Raw genomic sequence first — 13847 nt, forward strand, 5'->3', positions numbered from 1 at the left:
AAATTATATGTTTATCATAAACTTATACAGACTTTCATCCTGAGAAAGTTCAAGTTTCTTACGCAATCTGTATCGATGGAGTTCTACTCCTCTAAATGAAATGTTCATTAACGGAGCAATTTCTTTAGAAGATAAATTCATTTTTAAATATATGGATAGCTTAATATCTTTTGATGTAAGGGATGGGTGTTTTTTAGAAAGTCGTTCAACGAACTCTTCGTGGCTTTTGAAAAGATTTTTCTCAAAACTCTGCCATTCGTTTTTACTGATAGTATTCGTTTTTATAATCTGTCTTATCTTAGTTTTAAGCTGACCATCATTGATTTCACTATTCAGAACTTCCTGAATACTTTCAATCATTTCACTGTGCTTAGCAATAGAAAGTGATTTTCCGGCAACTTCCGATGCTTTATTCTGCACTTCCATTTCCAGTCTATGTTTCTCGAATTCCTGTTGCCTCAAACGGTTTTCAGATTCCATTTCAAATTCAAGAAGTTGTTTTCGATGTTTAAGCTCTTCTTCATTTAGTTTTAGCTTCTGATTATAGCGTATTGCATTCCATCGATAATACAAAAAGAAACTACCACTTATCACTACTATATAAACCAATATCATCCAAATAGAAAAATACCAGGGCCTGGAAACATAAAAATAATATTCCGCAACTTTATTATCGTTCTTTCCTGAAACTGTAAAAATTTCTAAATACTGCCTTCCACTGCTCAAATTGTTTAGAATTATATTCCCATCCTTTACAGGAATGAGTTCAGAATCGTTATGCCTGTAAAGCAAATCCGGTCGCCCATAACCAAAATATTCAGCAATCAAATGAACATCTACAGACTGATTATATTTTACTTCCGTGTCATCATCAATAAGATTACCCAGGTAGTATGCCTCTATTTTAATGTCATTAGTTTTATGTTTATCATTACTAAGATCAAAAGTTATAAAACCATCATCAAGATTAATTAATAGTTTATTACCGTCTTTATAGACCCTAGTATTTTCCATAATCAATCTACCCTGATAATATTTCTCTGATAGCAGCCTCCACTTAAAGTCATTCTTGTCTTGTACTATAAGGTAAAGAAGACCTTGCTTAAGAACCATGAAATGATCCTCATCAATTGGTATTATATCAGATATATTACTGAATTCAGAGTTGAAAATCTTATTCTTTTCAAGCTTAGCAGAAATACCATTATATACGTACCAGGTATTATTTATTAAAAATAATATCTCATTCCTGAAGTTAAATATTTTTACACCAAAGTCACTTGTTATATTATTACTTCTGGAAACGTTTTCTACACGTTTAACCTTGAAATTCTCGTTATATGTTATCCTGTAAAGACTCCTGTAATTATCCGCAGCCCAAAGCTCACCTTTTTTATTTTGAGCAATGTTTCGGATTGGCTTTGTAATACTATCAAGTATTTTCCATTTGCTCAAATCGTTTATATCCTTATAAATGGCTATACCAGAATAATTTGCCTGAAAGTAAACATTATCAAAATCGCTTTTTAAAAACTTCCACCCACCATTAACCGGATTCACCCATTTTAGAGAGTTATCATTATAAACAAATGTACCATCATTGTGACCTATCACAAACTCACTACCATGCTTATAAATATCCCATACCTGCCCTTGGGAATTAGGTATCGCATTAAGAATTTTGTTTTTATAGGTAAATATTCCGTGATTTGTTACAAAAAGATAGCCTTCAGGCATAGTAGATAAAGAATATACTGATCCCAATATGCCTAAATTATCAGAAAATATATTTACAGGTGAATTTATTTCAATATGAGAAATGCCGTTGTCCAGCCCCAACCATAAATCCTTTTCATTATCAAGACTTAAAGAAAGTACAGCATTGTTCTTAAGACTGTTTTTTCTATTAAGGTTTTTAAAGGTGTTATCTTTAATATTTATAATATATAAGCCTTTAAGACCTGTACCAATTGCCAAAATAGAATCATTAAGGAATTTAGCGGTAACAATTACATCTCCCTTTATGAGATTATTAAGACTGCTTTTCCATGGAGACAAACCTGTTTCATTTCCCGTGTAAATTCCATTATTTTTGGTAAAAACATACAGGACACCATGCCTTTTCTCCATTCCGTGAATAATATTGTTGTCAAGCTGTTGCCAGTTTTTGATCTTATTGAATTTCCTACCCTCAAGTATATAGACTCCGCTCTTTACCGTTGCAACATATATTCTTGCATCAATAACATAGCAATAGGAGATGAGTTCAGGGAATTTGATTTTGTCAACATTCTTACCGTTATATATGTAAATCTCATTAAAAGACTGAAAGTATATCTTTCCCTTATGGTAGAATATTTTCCATATTTCTTCGTTGTCTGCATTACCAAGAAATAAGTTTTTGTCCTTTGAAACGGAAAAATATTCCATCTTACCATGAACTCTTTTCCAATATCCAAATTCTTTGTAAGAGCCGCAATAAATCTTATCACCTTCTACAAATACAGAACGTATTATAGTTTTGTTTGGCAAAGAATAACGTTCCCATTTTACACCGTCATAGCGTAAAAAATAATGATTATTAGCGAAGTACATTGCATTATCTTTGCCCTGTACAACATTCCATACCTGATTATCGCCATTGTATTCTGATTTCGTAAAATTCTCCACAAAAGGAAGTAATTCCTGCGAGAATGCCGGTATCATAAATTGTAATAACAATAAAAAAAGAAGGCCTTTTAAACGCATATTGTATGGGATTTGCTTATCAAATATATAAAAATGAACCCAAAAAAAAGGCCCCTATATATGGGGCGCACTTTCTTTTTCATTTATATAATCTTTGAGATAGCTGAATTTTTCTGTGAGCTTCCCTCCTTCTGTAATTTGGGAGCGTCTTAATACACCATCTTTATCATCATTAAAAAAGGCCGGGATTATATGTTCTAAAAACATTTCACCAAAGCCTACACTTGCATCTTTTGGTAATTCGCACGGTAAATTGTCTACAGCCATAACTACAATTGCTGAAGGGTGAAACATATCGGTTTCTTTTTCCTCAAAAGGGTGATAACCATAAAAAGGTTCTGCGATAGTTGAAGACCTTAATGTGCTGGCTATAGGGCCAGCGATATCACATGATATGTCAGCAACAATCTTAATACGATTATCAGCAGACTTTAGCATATCAGCAGATAATATTACAGGAGCTCCTGTTCCGTAAAAATGCCCTGCAATAAACATGTCTGATGCAGTTGAAAAGCGTCCAAAATCAGATTCGTATGCCGAAGGATCTTTGTAAAACTCTGTTTTATCCATAGCTTTACCATCTTTCCTTTTATTATAATGCTCTACATCAATATGAACATATACAGGCTCATTATAATTTTTAGAAAAATAATTTTCTATAGATACCTCTTTAATTTTCATGGCATCAAGCATCTCTTTCGCTCCCATGCCAACTTTGCCATGCCCTGTTAATACAATTTTTATGGGTGGAAGTATCATTTTCTTAAGGCGCGAAATAAGTGCTGCTTTATCTGGTAGTGTCTCGGCTTTAGAAAGACTATACAATTCATATTTAAGCCCAAAAGCCCTAAAAGCATTATATACACCTACGTTACCTGCATATCTTCCAAAACCTATAAGGCGTTTACCCTCTTCATCAACAAAAGTTTCATGATCGTAGAGATCAATTTCCTTATCAATAACTGCCTGAAGCAACTTTTGGTTATGAGGCTGTTTCTTAATTGTATGAGAAAAGAAAATATACTTTTTATGAGGAATAAGTGCATCGACAGGTATTTCCTTAACACCTATAAGCACATCACAATCTGATATATCATCTGTTACTTCAAATCCCTTTGAAATATATTCACTGTCATTGAAAATGCGAATATCGGACGCCTCCACCTTAATCTCGATAGCTGGAAATTTTTCTTTTAACTTTTCCAACATTTCAGGCGAAAAGACTACCCTTTTATCCGGCGGCGATTTTCTCTCCTTTAGTATACCAAATTTCATTTTAAGTCAAGTTTATTACTACGTATATTGTTAGTTTAGGTCAATTTCAAACGTTACCTTTAAATTATATAACAGTATTGCTTAAATTATTTTCAAATATAACAGTATTTCTCTCCTTTGCCAATAAATATTGGAGAAAAATATCATTATATTTGCACAATAGTTTTGGTATTATTTTTGTTTAATATCACTACCAACTACTTACATGGGGTCGACTGGTTTTGACAGCAGGCCGAAATGAACAGTAAGCACGTCGAGAACAGGAGTTGGTTCTCGTTAATTCATCAGCTCCGAACTTTTAAACGGCGAAAATAATTACGCTCTTGCTGCTTAATAATCTGAACTATAGTAAGATTTAGCCACGTCCTGCAAGGCAGGAAAGTGAGATTCTCCTAAAAAGCCCTGGTTTATGGCGTTTTGTAATGGGGAACCGTAAAAATAGACCTGGGGAGTTTTTTGCTTCGCGAAATTCCCAAGACTTTAGAAGCTAAGTGTTGTGTGGCAGTTTCTGGCCTTGCACAACATCGAAAAATTAAGCAGAAACTAAACGTGTAGAAAGCTCTTTGCTTCCCTGTTTGGACCCGGGTTCGATTCCCGGCGATTCCACGAAGACGGTTTAAGGCACAATTTTCAAAGTTGCTAAAAACACACAAAACGTCTCAAAAATCTTTTAAGCCTATAAATTTTCATATTTGTAGGCTTTTTTATTTCTGTCTAAATTTTCAAAAACGCACAAAAATTGTTCTGTTGCATTTGTCAAATAAATGGGTTTAACTTATACACTTAACTCTGAATAAAAGTATTAAAAATCTGAACACCAAGCTTTTAATAATCTCTTCTGGATTTCTATAGCTTAATGTAAAAAAACAGCCCCTCAAGAAAAATAGATTTCAAACAGCAATGATCTTTGATATGTATACCATAAAAGGAGAAGTTGCTCTTGGAAACAACAGAATCAAAAGTACATCAAGCCAATATATTATAGCAAATATGTTTAATTTTATCATACATCTAAACAATTGTACGATATATTATAAAACCAAAAATGAATAAAAGAATAAAATTGATTTTCTTAATACTCATATCGACACTCAACTTTTCTTGTTTCCAAAAAAAATTAACTAAAAAGGAAACAAACAAGTCAGAATTGGTAGCGACTTCACAAATCGATACATTGAAATTTACCTCAGGCATACGTGCAATATTTCAAGACAGTAAAGGTAATTATTGGTTTGGAAGTCATAATGAAGGTGTAAGTATTTATAACGGAATATCATTTGAATACTTTACAACCAATGACGGCTTATCAGACAATCAAATTCGTTCAATCCAGGAAGACAATAACGGTAAAATTTGGATTGGGACTTCAAAAGGAGTAAATGTTTATGACAAAGAAAAGCTTGTCACTTATTCATCGAATTTTAATAACCCAAAATATGAATGGAATAAAACCAATGGGGATTTATGGTTTTATGCAGACGAAGAAGGCGGAATAAGTCGTTTTGACGGAAAGTATATGAACTATCTAATTTTTCCAATACCTAAAAATGAAAACCAAAATAATTCTTATGGCGTAACAGACATATCAACAGAACATAACGGTAAAGTTTGGATTGCTACCTATGCAGCACTATTTAATTATGATGGTAAAACAGTAACTGTTTTTGATCATAAAACCTTAAAACTTAAAGACAATGAGACTTTGCACATAAGAAGTGTATTAGCAGATTCAAAAGGGCGAATTTGGATAGGAAATAATGGAATTGGAGTATTATTAAAAGAAGGAGATTCCATAACTCATTTCTCTAAAGAACAAGGAAAATTCATCCCAATAAATGAGTTTGAAGCGAACACTAAAACGCAACAATTTGCAAAAAATACAGGGTTGCAATCAGTCTTTGTCATTGAAGAAGATTCAAAAGGAAACATCTGGTTTGGAGATCGAGATTCTGGAGCTTGGAAATATGACGGCAAAACGTTGACGAACTATAAAATTGACCCAAAATTGAACTCTCAAATGATTTGGAGCATTTATGAAGACCAAAATAAAAACTTGCTTTTTGGAATGGCAGAAGGTTGTGTTTATAAATTCAACGGAATGACATTTGATAAGCAATTTTAAAAACACAAACTAACAACAGTAATTTGCTTAAATGCCGGGGGTTCTGCTAAATTCAAATTCATTTCTCCGATTGCACATTAGTGCAGAGTTAAAGATTGCGCTTCAATTACCGGCACTTCTCATGCTTTTAAACTTTAGTGGTTATTTTAGTGAACAGTAATTTGGATGGACTTAAAAAAATCAGATGACTTTAGTAACGTTTTTAAAGTTACCAAACTCGTTTTTAGACAGAAGACACTTTAATGTAGATCTAAATTTGAAATATACTGCCTAAAGAATAATTTATTTAGGACAACAAGAACCTTTCGCTTTAGACATCTATTAAATCATGAAATGAACGCTTAAAGGCTATTCTTAAATGCGTAAGAAAACAAAATGTAGTCTTCGTCTTTTTTGTTTGTGATGAATCTCCAAAGTTCTAGAAATAAACCTTACTCCGCTTGGATTAAACAAGATTAGGAATGCTTAAAATAAAAAAAAACTCTTCAGTTTCCTGAAGAGTTTTAAAAGTGGTGGGCGATGAGGGATTCGAACCCCCGACCCTCTCGGTGTAAACGAGATGCTCTGAACCAACTGAGCTAATCGCCCTTTTTTTTGCAATCCCGAAGCGTTGTTTGTTTCAGTATTACGGGTGCAAATATACGCTTAGTATTTGTATTTGCAAGCCTTTTGCGAAAAAAAATTATTGTTTTTTTATATCCTTTAAAATAACCCTGTCTGTATGATTAATTATTTCAAATATAACAATCTCATTTTTAGCAGTAGTAGACTCTAATATGTAAATTTTGCCACCACCCGGATTTGGCTTATTGCTTTTAGAAAAATCTACATTTCCGTTCTCAAGGCTATTTTTTATATCTTCCATAGTTACCCATTTCTCGTTTATTTTAGCCTGAGCTTCTTTAGAAATGGTTAAACCTTTAGTTTTAAAATCTTTTAAAACCCGGCAATTTGGCAAGTAACAAAAGTCTTGCCCTCGTTTATTAAATATAAAAGCTACAAGAAAAAAACCAAGTGTCAGTCCAAAGATATAATAAGCTATTCTGTGTTTTAATTTCATTTTATATAGATTTTAATCCTGAAGTTTTCTTCTTTTTCTTTCTGCGCTAATAAGGTTTAGTTCACGGCTAGTTTGTCCGGCAACGGAAGTATTTTCCTCTGCCCTCCTTATCAAGTATGGCATAACATCCCTAACGGGACCAAAAGGAAGATATTTTGCAACATGATAACCATGAGCAGCCAGATTGAAGCTGATATTATCACTCATACCATAAAGTTGACCAAAAAATACTTTTTCATCATTAGCGCTAATGCCTTTTTGCTTCATAAGTTCAATAAGCTTATATGAACTGTCTTCATTATGTGTACCTGCAAAAATGGCCATAGAATCAATATGATCAACCATATATTTTATACAGTTGTCATAATTAATATCTGTTGCCTCTTTTGATTCACATATAGGGGTTGGATAACCCATTTCTTCAGCACGCTTATTCTCTTTCTCCATATAAGCACCTCTTACAACTTTCATACCTATATGAAAGCCATCGGTTTTAGCCTGTTCATGTAATTTTTTTAAATAATCCAGCCTGTCCCATCGATACATTTGAAGCGTGTTATAAACAATAGCTTTGTTCTTGTTGTATTTACGCATCATATCAGCCACAAGGTCATCAGCAGCATCCTGCATCCAACTCTCTTCAGCATCAATAAGAAGTGCAACATCATTATCATGAGCCGTTTTACACACAATTTCAAAACGCTCTACCACCCTCTTCCATTCAGTTGTTTCCTCTGCTGTAAAAGCTTTTCTTTCACCAAGTTTTACCCAAAGATCAAATCTTCCGAAACCTGTAGGCTTGAATACTGCAAAAGGAATTGCAGCTCTTTCTTTAGCAAACTCAATAGTTTTTAAAGTCTTCTCTAAAGCTTTATCAAATTCAGACTCATCCTCTTTCGCTTCAACTGAATAATCAAGTACAGAAGAAACTCCTTTAGTAAACATTTTATCTACTACCGGAAGACAGTCTTCTTCAGTAGTGCCACCACAAAAGTGATCAAAAACTGTAGCCCTTATAAGCCCCTCTACCGGTAAATGAAGGTTTAGTGCAAAGTTTGTAACCGCTGTACCTATCCTCACCAATGGTTGGGAAGCTATCATTTTAAATAGAAAATAAGCCCTGTCAAGTTCAGTGTCACTTTTTAATGCAAATGCATCGGCAGTATTATTGAAGATTTTTTCCATTGTGTTTAAAAAATTTGTGCAAATATAAAGACTGTTCAAGAATTTAAAGTATTAATTGCCTTATTTTGCTTTTTCTTTAATGTAATTTTATGGAAGCCATCAAAACATCCTCTTATACTATATATTTTAACGAGAACTGCTATACCTATTTGCAGGAGGTTTTATTACCCGAAAATTATTCCACTTTATTTGTCCTGGCCGACACAAATACCTCACAATATTGTCTGCCAAATTTTTTAGCCCAGGTAGCAACCGAGCTACCAATCGAAATTGTTGAAATAGAAGCCGGGGAGATTAATAAATCCATCGAGACCTGTATTGAAGTATGGCATGCGCTTACTGAACTTGGTGCCGACAGAAAAAGCATTGTAATTAATCTTGGAGGTGGTGTAGTTACCGATTTGGGTGGATTTGTTGCTTCAACATTTAAAAGAGGTATGGATTTTATTAACGTTCCTACTTCCCTTTTAGCAATGGTTGATGCTTCAGTTGGAGGTAAAACCGGTGTAGACTTGGGAATATTAAAAAATCAGATAGGCATTATCAATAACCCTACAGCTGTACTTATAGATATCAATTTTCTTGACACCTTACCTTCCAATCAAATGCGGTCAGGTCTTGCCGAAATGCTAAAACATGGGCTGATAGCCGACAAAAATTACTGGACGCAATTCTTTGATCTGAACAATCTGACTACTGATGATTTAGGCCAATTAATACATGAATCAATACTAATAAAGAACAATATAGTTGAGCAGGATCCTAAAGAGAAAGGAATTCGTAAAGCGCTCAATTTCGGACATACAATCGGACATGCTATTGAATCTTATTTTTTACAAAACTCTGCTAAAGAGCCTCTTCTACATGGTGAAGCCATTGCTATAGGAATGATTATAGAAGCATATCTTTCATTGCAACAAAATCTTATTTCTATTAATGACTATATCGAAATAAAAACTGTCATTGAGAACATTTTTGAGAAGGTTGATTTTAACGAAAACGATATAGCAGAAATCATTAAATTACTGGTACATGATAAAAAAAATGTATCCGGAGAGGTTCAATTTGTTCTTTTGGATAAAATTGGAAAAACAGCAATCAACAAAACGGTTGAAAACTCTTTGATTGTCAAGGCCTTCGCAGACTACAAAACCTAACAATTTTTTAAGAGATTTGTTTTTAAATACGAATTAATATTTTTTACATTTGCCCTGATGAAAATGAACCAAAGCATGTTTTCCCTTTTTGGGACCATCAGTAAATTAAAGGCTTTTGCACAGGCAAACAGTACTGTATTTGCTGTACGGAGAATTGCGGACATGTTTGTATTTCATTCCGGAATTACCTGTCGTGAAAAGCTACAGATTATGTATGCGAATATAAGAGTTTGAAAATCAGATTATAATCTTAGGAATAAATCTTATTTTTATAATCAAAATATCCATTAATTTTCAAATGAACACAAAATATTACGACCTTATAAATCAAACTTTTTACTTCCCACAGGAAGAATTCACTCTTAATAAAGACAATCTTCAGTTTCATAATATTGACTTAATGAAACTTGTTGAGCAATACGGCACTCCTCTTAAATTCACATATCTTCCTGCAATCTCTAATAATATCCGTAAAGCAAAAGGATGGTTTAGAAATGCAATGGAAAAAAACAAATATGAGGGTAAATATTACTATTGTTATTGTACAAAAAGCTCTCACTTTGAATATATCATGGATGAGGCTTTCAAGAACAATATTCATATTGAGACATCTGCTGCATTCGACGTAAATATTGTTGAAAAGCTTCTTGAAAAAGGAAAAATCAACAAGAATACCTATGTGATCTGTAATGGCTTCAAAAGAGACCAATATATAGAAAACATTGCAAGACTAATAAATAACGGACACAGCCGAACAATCCCTATTATTGATAACTACGAAGAACTTGATCTTTTACAGGAACAAATCAACGGCAAGTTCAAAATAGGTATTCGTATTGCGGCTGAAGAGGAGCCTAAATTCGAGTTCTATACATCTCGTCTTGGAATTGGTTACAAAAACATACTCCCTTTTTACAGAAAACAGATACATGAAAATAAAAAAGTAGAGCTTAAAATGCTTCACTTCTTTATCAATACAGGGATTAGAGATACTTCTTACTATTGGAACGAGTTGGTAAAATGTCTTAAGGTTTATGTTAATCTTAAAAAAGAATGCCCTACCCTCGATAGTCTTAACATAGGTGGAGGATTCCCAATCAAAAATTCACTGGCATTTGAATACGATTACCAGTATATGATTGATGAAATCCTTAATCAAATCAAGATTGCATGTGATGATGCTGAAGTTCCGGTACCTAATATCTACACAGAATTCGGTTCGTTTACAGTTGGTGAAAGTGGAGGAGCTATTTATCAGGTTCTATATCAAAAACAACAAAATGACAGGGAAAAATGGAATATGATTGATTCATCATTCATTACTACCCTTCCGGATACCTGGGCGATAAACAAACGTTTTATTATGCTTGCCATCAATAGATGGAATGATCAGTATGAAAGGGTTTTATTAGGCGGACTAACTTGCGACAGTGATGACTATTACAACTCTGAGCAAAACATGAATGCCATTTACCTACCTAAATACAATAAAGAAAAACCATTATATATTGGATTCTTCAACACAGGTGCTTATCAGGAAACAATTGGTGGCTATGGAGGATTACATCACTGCCTTATTCCGCAACCTAAACATATCCTTATAGACAGGGACGAAAACGGAATATTAGCAACAGAAGTATTCTCAGAACAGCAACAAGCTGAAGAAGTACTATCTATATTAGGTTATAACAGAGAAAAGAAATAATACTTGAATTTAAATACAACAAACAATGAGCAAAGGACCAATTAGCCAGTTTATTGAAAAGTACTATCTGCACTTTAATAGTGCTGCGCTTGTAGATGCCGCTAAAGGCTATGAAAAACAGCTGCAGGATGGTGCCCAGATGATGGTGACGCTTGCGGGCGCTATGAGTACGGCAGAACTTGGGAAAATTTTCGCCGAAATGATTCGTCAGGATAAAGTACAGATAATTTCATGTACAGGAGCTAACCTTGAAGAAGATATAATGAACCTTGTAGCTCACTCTCACTATGAGCGTGTTCCTAATTACAGAGACCTTACGCCTCAGCAGGAATGGGATCTTTTAGAAAGAGGGCTTAATCGTGTTACCGATACTTGTATTCCTGAACACGAAGCTTTTCGTCGACTACAAAAGCACATCCATAAAATATGGAAAGATGCTGACGAAAAAGGAGAGCGTTATTTTCCACATGAATTCATGTATAAAATGCTGCTTTCAGGTGTTTTAGAAGAATATTATGAAATTGACCTAAAAGATAGCTGGATGTATGCTGCAGCTGAGAAAAATTTACCTATTATTGTACCAGGCTGGGAAGACAGTACAATGGGTAATATCTTCGCTTCATACGTAATCAAAGGTGAACTAAAAGCATCTACAATGAAGTCTGGTATTGAATATATGACATTCCTTGCTGACTGGTACACAAAGAACAGCAGCAAAGGTGTTGGTTTCTTCCAGATTGGTGGAGGTATTGCCGGAGATTTCCCTATCTGTGTTGTTCCGATGCTTTACCAGGATATGGAAATGCATGATGTTCCATTCTGGAGTTATTTCTGTCAGATATCTGATTCAACAACCAGTTATGGTTCTTATTCAGGTGCTGTACCGAATGAAAAGATTACATGGGGTAAACTTGATATAAATACCCCTAAATTTATAATTGAATCTGATGCAACTATTGTTGCCCCACTAATTTTTGCTTACTTATTAGATTTATAATAGATTTATGAAAAGAGTTATAGTTGACTATGCCAAGCTAACTAATGAAATTCTTACCCTTTTGGTTGAGAAGTTTCCTGATGGTTATGATGATTCTAACATCATTCGTTTTAAAAATGCCAAAAATGAAACTATTGAGGCTGTAGAGGTAAGAACTGAGGATACTATATATCTTGTGAAAGTTAGTACTAAACTTGCTGACAGGATTGAAAATTATGATGATGACGATATTGATGACACAGCTGATGATATCGACACATTGAAAGACCTTGAAATTGCCGACGATGACGACGCTGATGACGATGCAAGTTCAAAAAAATCCCGTAAAAAAAGTAGTTCTGTCAAAGCTGATGGAGATGAAGAAAATGATGACGACGAAGATGAGGAGGACGATGACGAGGACGATGATGAAGATCGTGATTATGACGACGATGAAGATGACGACGATGAAGATGACGAAGATGACGAAGATGAAGAGGATTAATTTATCGCTTCAATAATTATATAAAGAACTCTTAACAGAGTTCTTTTTTTGTTTGTAATATCTTACTTTTATAAAAAGAAACCAAAAATGAAATATACTATAACATCATTAGCTTTAATCCTTTTACTTTTTACTTCATGTCAGCAAAAAGAGGAAAAAACTGAAACTGAAAAAGCAGTTGAAGAAGTTGTTAATAATGATTCTGCTAGCGAAAATTTACCCGAAAATGAGGAAATGTGTTTTATGCAGATTGTCTCAAAAGATACTTTGATGCTTACTGTTCTAAAAAACGGAGATAAAATATCTGGCACATACAAATCTACCCCTTATGAAAAAGACAAAAAAACAATTGTTTTTAGAGGAAGTATGAAAGACAATACTGTTACCGCTGTAGGCACTGCTATAGGTGAAGGTAAATCTGTTCGCGAGGAAATAGTTTTCACTATAGAAGATAACAAAGCAGGTGTGAAATTTGGAGAAATGATCAAAGGAGATGACGATGTATATCGTTATAAAAACTTAAAATCAACTACACCATTGTACATTAATAAAATTAATTGTCCATAAAAAAGCCGCTTAAAGCGGCTTTTTTATTATAAATATCTTTCCTTAAATATCTTTATATGATGATTTTGATGACCGATCAGCAAGAAACCAAATGCTCTTACCGAAACCCTGTAACCCGATGCGGTTCCCTTTCTCTGTAAATCCTCGGAGCTAAAGGATTTAAACATCATAATATTTGCATGGCGTAATGCTGACATTTCTGTAAGCAGTTCATTAATGCTCCTTTCCGATCCATGTGCTGCATTACCATATGAAGTCTCATCGAATCCCGGGAGTTCTGTTTCATCAGCTCTGGCAAAACGTAATGCCCTGTAGGCAAATATCCTTTCAGTATCTATAAGATGCTGAAGTATATCTTTAATAGTCCACTTCCCTTCTGCATATCTGTAATCGTATTTATCCATAGGAATCTCTCTGACAAAATGCACCAGATTATGAACGCTAATTTCGAGTTCTTCAAAAAGATTATACTCATCATTTACCAGCTTGATATATAATTCCTGATAAGGAGCATATTCATCTGGTGTAATATCACTTATTTTCATTT

Annotated in this window: 11 protein-coding genes, 1 tRNA gene and 1 other RNA gene; 7 read left to right on the top strand and 6 right to left on the bottom strand. The window is 33.9% G+C overall.

Annotated elements, in window-relative coordinates; all coding sequences use genetic code 11:
- Positions 1 to 3 precede the first annotated feature (3 nt).
- Positions 4 to 2706, bottom strand: a complete 2703-nt coding sequence (locus DEU42_RS02745) for a histidine kinase (RefSeq protein WP_233506603.1) — start codon at positions 2704 to 2706, stop codon at positions 4 to 6.
- 96 nt (positions 2707 to 2802) lie between these two features.
- A complete protein-coding gene (locus DEU42_RS02750; protein ID WP_114756747.1) occupies positions 2803 to 4023 on the bottom strand; it encodes an NAD(P)-dependent oxidoreductase in 1221 nt (406 codons plus the stop codon).
- 207 nt (positions 4024 to 4230) lie between these two features.
- On the opposite strand from DEU42_RS02750, the gene ssrA reads away from it, so the two are divergent.
- Both ssrA and DEU42_RS02760 read left to right on the top strand, forming a co-directional pair.
- Positions 4231 to 4632: a transfer-messenger RNA gene (ssrA, locus tag DEU42_RS02755) on the top strand.
- A gap of 436 nt (positions 4633 to 5068) precedes the next feature.
- Positions 5069 to 6145 carry a two-component regulator propeller domain-containing protein gene (locus tag DEU42_RS02760; protein ID WP_114756748.1) on the top strand — a complete coding sequence of 359 codons (1077 nt, stop codon included), beginning with the start codon at positions 5069 to 5071 and terminating at the stop codon, positions 6143 to 6145.
- Positions 6146 to 6655: 510 nt separating this feature from the next.
- Here DEU42_RS02760 and DEU42_RS02765 read toward each other — a convergent pair.
- The 3 genes from DEU42_RS02765 to DEU42_RS02775 all read right to left on the bottom strand — a co-directional run bounded on the left by DEU42_RS02765 (position 6656) and on the right by DEU42_RS02775 (position 8390).
- Positions 6656 to 6733, bottom strand: a tRNA-Val gene (locus DEU42_RS02765).
- A gap of 94 nt (positions 6734 to 6827) precedes the next feature.
- Positions 6828 to 7205, bottom strand: a complete 378-nt coding sequence (locus tag DEU42_RS02770; protein ID WP_114756749.1) for a DUF4258 domain-containing protein — start codon at positions 7203 to 7205, stop codon at positions 6828 to 6830.
- Between the two features lie 12 nt (positions 7206 to 7217).
- Positions 7218 to 8390: a proline dehydrogenase family protein gene (locus DEU42_RS02775; protein WP_114756750.1), complete on the bottom strand. Its 1173-nt coding sequence runs from the start codon at positions 8388 to 8390 to the stop codon at positions 7218 to 7220.
- Between the two features lie 89 nt (positions 8391 to 8479).
- Here DEU42_RS02775 and aroB point away from each other — a divergent pair, with 89 nt between their 5' ends.
- The 5 genes from aroB (at position 8480) to DEU42_RS02800 (ending at position 13300) form a co-directional block, all read left to right on the top strand.
- Positions 8480 to 9547, top strand: coding sequence for a 3-dehydroquinate synthase (aroB, locus tag DEU42_RS02780; RefSeq protein WP_114756751.1), 1068 nt, complete (start codon positions 8480 to 8482; stop codon positions 9545 to 9547).
- Positions 9548 to 9845: 298 nt separating this feature from the next.
- A complete protein-coding gene (locus DEU42_RS02785) occupies positions 9846 to 11252 on the top strand; it encodes an arginine decarboxylase (RefSeq protein WP_114756752.1) in 1407 nt (468 codons plus the stop codon).
- A 25-nt stretch (positions 11253 to 11277) separates the two neighbouring features.
- A complete protein-coding gene (locus DEU42_RS02790; RefSeq protein WP_114756753.1) occupies positions 11278 to 12249 on the top strand; it encodes a deoxyhypusine synthase family protein in 972 nt (323 codons plus the stop codon).
- Positions 12250 to 12256: 7 nt separating this feature from the next.
- Positions 12257 to 12733, top strand: coding sequence for a DNA primase (locus DEU42_RS02795; protein ID WP_199509038.1), 477 nt, complete (start codon positions 12257 to 12259; stop codon positions 12731 to 12733).
- A gap of 87 nt (positions 12734 to 12820) precedes the next feature.
- On the top strand, positions 12821 to 13300 hold the full coding sequence (locus tag DEU42_RS02800; RefSeq protein WP_114756754.1) for a hypothetical protein: 480 nt from the start codon (positions 12821 to 12823) through the stop codon (positions 13298 to 13300).
- Between the two features lie 26 nt (positions 13301 to 13326).
- Here the strand turns inward: DEU42_RS02800 and DEU42_RS02805 are convergent, their stop codons facing one another.
- Positions 13327 to 13845, bottom strand: a complete 519-nt coding sequence (locus DEU42_RS02805; RefSeq protein ID WP_114756755.1) for a DinB family protein — start codon at positions 13843 to 13845, stop codon at positions 13327 to 13329.
- Between the last annotated feature and the right edge of the window lie 2 nt (positions 13846 to 13847).

Origin of the sequence: Flavobacterium sp. AG291 (assembly GCF_003350375.1) — a bacterium.
In the GTDB taxonomy this organism is placed as follows: Bacteria; Bacteroidota; Bacteroidia; order Flavobacteriales; family Flavobacteriaceae; genus Flavobacterium; species Flavobacterium suzhouense.

What these genes read in the sequence shown, in the direction of transcription:
- DEU42_RS02785 (WP_114756752.1), top strand. Translation starts at nt 9,846, where the DNA reads ATGAACACAAAATATTACGACCTTATAAATCAAACTTTTTACTTCCCA.
- DEU42_RS02750 (WP_114756747.1), bottom strand. Translation starts at nt 4,023, where the DNA reads ATGAAATTTGGTATACTAAAGGAGAGAAAATCGCCGCCGGATAAAAGG.
- DEU42_RS02795 (WP_199509038.1), top strand. Translation starts at nt 12,257, where the DNA reads ATGAAAAGAGTTATAGTTGACTATGCCAAGCTAACTAATGAAATTCTT.
- DEU42_RS02770 (WP_114756749.1), bottom strand. Translation starts at nt 7,205, where the DNA reads ATGAAATTAAAACACAGAATAGCTTATTATATCTTTGGACTGACACTT.
- DEU42_RS02775 (WP_114756750.1), bottom strand. Translation starts at nt 8,390, where the DNA reads ATGGAAAAAATCTTCAATAATACTGCCGATGCATTTGCATTAAAAAGT.
- DEU42_RS02745 (WP_233506603.1), bottom strand. Translation starts at nt 2,706, where the DNA reads ATGATACCGGCATTCTCGCAGGAATTACTTCCTTTTGTGGAGAATTTT.
- DEU42_RS02790 (WP_114756753.1), top strand. Translation starts at nt 11,278, where the DNA reads ATGAGCAAAGGACCAATTAGCCAGTTTATTGAAAAGTACTATCTGCAC.
- DEU42_RS02800 (WP_114756754.1), top strand. Translation starts at nt 12,821, where the DNA reads ATGAAATATACTATAACATCATTAGCTTTAATCCTTTTACTTTTTACT.
- DEU42_RS02805 (WP_114756755.1), bottom strand. Translation starts at nt 13,845, where the DNA reads ATGAAAATAAGTGATATTACACCAGATGAATATGCTCCTTATCAGGAA.
- aroB (WP_114756751.1), top strand. Translation starts at nt 8,480, where the DNA reads ATGGAAGCCATCAAAACATCCTCTTATACTATATATTTTAACGAGAAC.
- DEU42_RS02760 (WP_114756748.1), top strand. Translation starts at nt 5,069, where the DNA reads ATGAATAAAAGAATAAAATTGATTTTCTTAATACTCATATCGACACTC.